Annotated in this window: 6 protein-coding genes; all 6 read left to right on the top strand. The window is 67.4% G+C overall.

Annotation, left to right across the window (positions count from 1 at the left end; all coding sequences use genetic code 11):
* Positions 1 to 272: 272 nt before the first annotated feature.
* Positions 273 to 1,235, top strand: a complete 963-nt coding sequence (locus Q4F73_RS11435) for an SPFH domain-containing protein (RefSeq protein WP_303359468.1) — start codon at positions 273 to 275, stop codon at positions 1,233 to 1,235.
* A gap of 3 nt (positions 1,236 to 1,238) precedes the next feature.
* Entirely contained in the window at positions 1,239 to 1,433 is a 195-nt protein-coding gene (locus tag Q4F73_RS11440; protein ID WP_303359469.1) for a hypothetical protein, read from the top strand.
* 11 nt (positions 1,434 to 1,444) lie between these two features.
* Positions 1,445 to 1,942: a DUF456 domain-containing protein gene (locus Q4F73_RS11445; RefSeq protein WP_303359473.1), complete on the top strand. Its 498-nt coding sequence runs from the start codon at positions 1,445 to 1,447 to the stop codon at positions 1,940 to 1,942.
* 209 nt (positions 1,943 to 2,151) lie between these two features.
* A complete protein-coding gene (locus Q4F73_RS11450) occupies positions 2,152 to 3,867 on the top strand; it encodes a carbon starvation protein A (RefSeq protein ID WP_303359470.1) in 1,716 nt (571 codons plus the stop codon).
* Positions 3,868 to 3,869: 2 nt separating this feature from the next.
* On the top strand, positions 3,870 to 4,133 hold the full coding sequence (locus tag Q4F73_RS11455) for a cory-CC-star protein (RefSeq protein ID WP_303359471.1): 264 nt from the start codon (positions 3,870 to 3,872) through the stop codon (positions 4,131 to 4,133).
* Positions 4,124 to 5,061, top strand: a 938-nt coding sequence (locus tag Q4F73_RS11460) for an ArsA family ATPase (protein ID WP_303359472.1), incomplete at its 3' end; no start/stop codon positions are given. The genes Q4F73_RS11455 and Q4F73_RS11460, both read left to right, overlap by 10 nt.

The following is a 5,061-nucleotide window of genomic DNA, read 5'->3' on the forward strand; positions in this document are numbered from 1 at the left end:
GGGGAGGTCCTGGGGATTCTTCTGCTCGGTCACGGCCCCAAGGGTAGTCGATGGGTGGAAAAAGCGAAGAACGCCCCCACACGCCGCCGCAGGATCAACCTGGTGTGCGTGTGAAAGCGCCTTCTTGATGGAGCCGGATCACCACACGGTGCCGACCCACTCACTCCGTGACACTATACGACCCTCGGGAAAAGACAGACACTCCCCCTTGTAATCTGATATCAGATTCCCCTATTCTGATATCAGATTAACTCACCCCGGAAGGAATCGTCATGAGCACTCCCCACGTCCCTGAGGCAGAGGTCGCCGACCGCCCCGTCGGCCACGAGGGCGGCAAGGTGGAGATCACCGAACGCCCCGCCTGGGCCGGTACCACCGCACTGGCCGCCGGCGTCCTCGTCGGCGCGCTGGCGCTGCTCATCCTCGGCCCCGCCCTCGCCATCTGGGGCGGCACCCGCCTCGACGCCGGTGAGACCGGTGTCCCGCTCATCATCCTGGGCGTCCTGACGGCCCTCGTCGCCGTCCTCCTCCTGCCGATGATCCGCGTCATCTCCCCCGGCCACACCCACGTGGTGCAGTTCTTCGGCCGCTACCTGGGCACCAACCGCCACACCGGCCTCTCCCTCGTGCCTCCCCTGGCCACCTCGAAGAAGGTCAGCGTGCGCGTGCGCAACTTCGAGACCAACCAGATCAAGGTCAATGACCTCGGCGGCAACCCGATCATGATCGGCGCCATCATCGTCTGGCAGGTCGCCGACACCGCGAAGGCCACCTTCGCCGTCGAGGACGTCGAGGAGTTCATCCACTCCCAGTCCGAGTCCGCCCTGCGCCACGTGGCCACCTCCCACCCCTACGACGGCGGCACCGCGCAGACCCCCTCCCTCTCCGGGTCCACGGACCTGGTCTCCCGCGAGCTGGCCGATGAGGTCGCCGCCCGCGTCAAGGTCGCCGGCCTGGAGATCCTCGAGGCCCGCATCTCCGCCCTGTCCTACGCGCCGGAAATCGCCCAGGCCATGCTGCAGCGCCAGCAGGCGGGCGCCATCGTCGACGCCCGCGAGACCATCGTGGAAGGCGCGGTCACCATGGTCGAGTCCGCCCTCGACCAGCTGGAGGCCAAGCAGATCGTCGACCTGGATCCGGAGCGCCGCGCCGCGATGGTCTCCAACCTGCTCGTCGTCCTGTGTTCCGACACCAACGCCCAGCCCATGATCAACACGGGCAGCCTGTACACCTAGGCCATGGCCCGCAAGAACATCCCTCTCCGCGTCGACCCGGCGGTGCATGCGGCCATCGCGCGCTGGGCCGGTGATGAGGCGCGCAGCGTCAACGCCCAGATCGAGGTCATGCTGCGCGATGCTTTAAAACGCGCCGGTCGCCTCCCCCGCGACGTCGGCGACCTGCCCCGCCGGGGGCGGCCGCCGAAAGAGGATTAACCTTGACCCTCATGGAGACCTACGAGCCCTTCGTCACCGGCGTCGCCGGCCTGCTGCTCGTCGTCGGCGTCACGGGCACGATCATCCCGATCCTCCCCGGCTCGCTGCTGACCATCGGCACCCTGCTCGTGTGGGCGTGGGTGCTCGGTTCGACGGCGTCGTGGACCGCCGGGCTCATCGGCATCGCCCTGGCCGTGGTGGGCATGAGCGCCTCCACCATCCTCACCGGCCGGAAGATGCGGCGCGAACAGATCCCCCGCGGGCCGGTGCTGTTCGGCGTGGCCGTGGGCGTGGTCGGTATGTTCCTCGTGCCGGTCGTGGGCCTGTTCCTGGGTTTCGCTCTCGGCCTGCTGCTCGCCGAGTACCGGCGCCGGAAGGATCTGGCCGCCGCGTGGCGGTCCTCAGTGGAGGCCATGAAGTCCATGGGCTTCGGCATGCTGCTGGAGTTCACCTGCGCCTCGCTGGCCACCTTCGCCTTCGTGGTCGGCGCGTTCCTGCACTTCACCTGACCACCCCCGGCACCACCCCCTCTACCGGGCCATTTGGTCTGACAACATCGCCGTTGTCCTGCACAAATGCCTGAGCGGTACATCGTGAACCCTCCCTTCAGCCACAGCCGTAGTGACCTGTACCACAGGCTTATGAGAGTCTGATTCCGAAACAATGATCGCTGGCGGCGTCCCCGGGCTCCGCCCAGAGCCCAACAGAGGGACGAACCATGAATTCACTTGTTCTGGTGGTCATCGGCGTCGGCATGATGATCGGTGGATACCTGCTCTACTCCCGCTTCCTCGGAAGCAAGGTGTACCAGCTCTCCGACAACTACAAGACACCCGCCCACACCATGACCGACGGTGTGGACTACGTCCCCACCAACAAGTTCGTGCTGTGGGGTCACCACTTCACGTCCGTCGCCGGTGCCGCCCCCATCGTCGGCCCGGCTGTCGCGGTGATCTGGGGCTGGTTCCCCGCCTTCCTGTGGGTGACCATCGGCACCGTCTTCATCGCGGGCATGCACGACTTCGGCGCCCTGTGGGCCTCTCAGCGCCACAAGGGCCAGTCGATCGGCACGCTGTCCGGCCGCTACATCGGCAACCGCGGCCGCAACCTCTTCCTGGTGGTCATCTTCCTGCTGCTGCTCATGGTCGTCGCGGCCTTCGCGGTGGTCATCTCCAACCTGCTGGTCTCCACCCCGACCGCCGTCATCCCGACCTGGGGTGCCATCATCGTCGCCCTGTTCATCGGCCAGGCCATCTACCGCCTCAAGTGGAACCTGCCGCTGGTCTCCGTCGTCGGCGTCGTCGTCCTCTACGCGCTGATGATCATCGGTGACCGCTTCCCGATCGTCCTGCCGGACACCATCCTCGGCCTGTCCCCCAACGCCTTCTGGATCATCGTCCTGTTCATCTACGGCGGCATCGCCTCCATGCTCCCGGTGTGGGTCCTGCTGCAGCCACGTGACTACATCAACGGCCTCCAGCTGTTCGTCGGCCTGGGCATCCTCTACGGATCCTTCCTGCTCACCGCCCCGACCATCGTGGCCCCGGCCATCAACGCGAACGTGCCGGAAGGCACCCCGTCGATCTGGCCGCTGCTGTTCGTCACCATCGCCTGCGGTGCCATCTCCGGCTTCCACGGCATCGTCTCCTCCGGTACCTCCTCCAAGCAGCTGGACAAGGAGACCGACGCCCGCTTCGTCGGCTACTTCGGCGCCGTCGGCGAGGGCCTGCTGGCCCTGGGCACCATCGTCGCCACCACCGCCGGCTTCCGCACCCTCGCCGACTGGGAGGCCATCTACACCGCCTTCAACCAGGGTGGCGTCAACGCCTTCGTCCAGGGCGGCGGAGCCCTCATCAACGAGGGCCTGGGCATCCCGCCGTCACTGTCCGCCACCATCCTGGCCACCATGGCCGTCCTCTTCGCCGCCACCACCATGGACACCGGCGTGCGCCTGCAGCGCTTCGTCGTCCAGGAGATCGGCGAGATCATGGGCGTGAAGCTCGGCGCCCTGGCCGCCACCCTCGTGGTCATCGTCGTCGCCCTGGGCCTGACCTTCTCCGCGGGTGCCGACGGCTCCGGCGGCATGCTCATCTGGCCGCTGTTCGGCACCACCAACCAGCTCATGGCCGCGCTGTCACTGTCCATCATCTGCGTGATCCTCACCCGCCTGCGTCGCCCGACGTGGCCGGTGCTCATCCCGCTGCTGTTCGTCCTCGTCGTGTCCCTGTGGGCGGCGATCGTCCAGGTCCGCGGCTTCTGGGAGACCCAGAACTGGCTGCTGCTCATCATCGACATCGTCATCATCGTCTGCGCCATCTGGGTCACCATCGAGGCCTTCGCCGCGATGAACCGCGCCCGCAACGAGGATCCGGTCGTCTGGACGGACGAGGACACCGACGCCCCGGCCCCCGTGGTCGTCGCCAAGAAGCTGTAGCCATGGCGTTCCGGGAGAAGTTGAAGGCCTTCACGGACGGGCTCACCGAGTACTACGCGGGCCCGTACCGGGCGACCTTCATCAAGGCACGCCAGCAGGAGGACGACCTCTTCATGATGCTCGTCATGTCCGAGGCCCTCGGCGTGCCCAACCCGGCCAGCTACTACACGCTGGAGATGCTGCCGATCGTCTACGAGGACTTCCACGCCTGGCACTGCCGCATGGGCATGGAACACTCACCGTTGGAGAACATTCAGTGCTGCTAGACCTCATCGGTTCCACCCGCATCGTCTTCTTCGGGGGCAAGGGCGGCGTGGGCAAGACCACCGTCGCCTCCTCGACCGCCACCGCGCTGGCCGCCGCCGGTCGCCGCGTGCTGCTGGTGTCCACGGACCCGGCGCACAACCTCGGCCACCTGTGGGAACAGCGGATCGGTGACACCGTCACCACGGTGCGCGAGAACCTCGACGTTCTCGAGCTCGACCCGGCGTCCACCACCCGCGCGCACCTCAAGGCCGTCGGCCACACCATGCGGCAGATGATGCCGGAGCACCTGCAGGGTGAGGTGACCAAGCACCTGGAGCTCTCCGCCCAGTCCCCGGGCACGCACGAGGCGGCGGTGCTGGAGCGGATCGCGGAGATCGTCGCCGGTTCCGCCGACTACGATCACGTCGTCTTCGACACCGCCCCCTCCGGCCACACCTCGCGCCTCATGGAGTTGCCCGAGCTCATGGCCGCCTGGACCGACGGTCTGCTCGACCGCCGCGACAAGTCCGAGCACCTCTCGGCTGTCGTCCGCGGACTGTCCCCCACCGGCCGCGACCGTATCGTCGCCGCCGAGGATCCCGTGGACCGCCGCAACCAGCAGCTGCGCTCCATCCTGCTCAAGCGCCGCCAGCGTTTCACCCACCTGCGCGACGTCCTCCGCGACCCCGAGCAGTGTGTGTTTTTCATCGTCCTCACCGCCGAGCGCCTCCCGGTGCAGGAGACCGGGGAGTTCCATGCGGAGCTGCGCGGCGCGGGCGTGCGCGTCGGCGGGCTGGTGGTCAACCGCCGCTCCCCTGCCGATCAGGGTGAATTCCTCGCCGAGCGCCGCTCCCTGGAGGACCACGCCCTGTCACAGCTGCGTATCGACGTCCCCGTCGTCCAGCTTCCGCTGCTGCCCCGCGATGTCAGCGGGCTCGCCGAGGTGGA

The sequence above is a fragment of the Corynebacterium sp. genome, from assembly GCF_030535495.1.
Taxonomy (GTDB): Bacteria; Actinomycetota; Actinomycetes; order Mycobacteriales; family Mycobacteriaceae; genus Corynebacterium.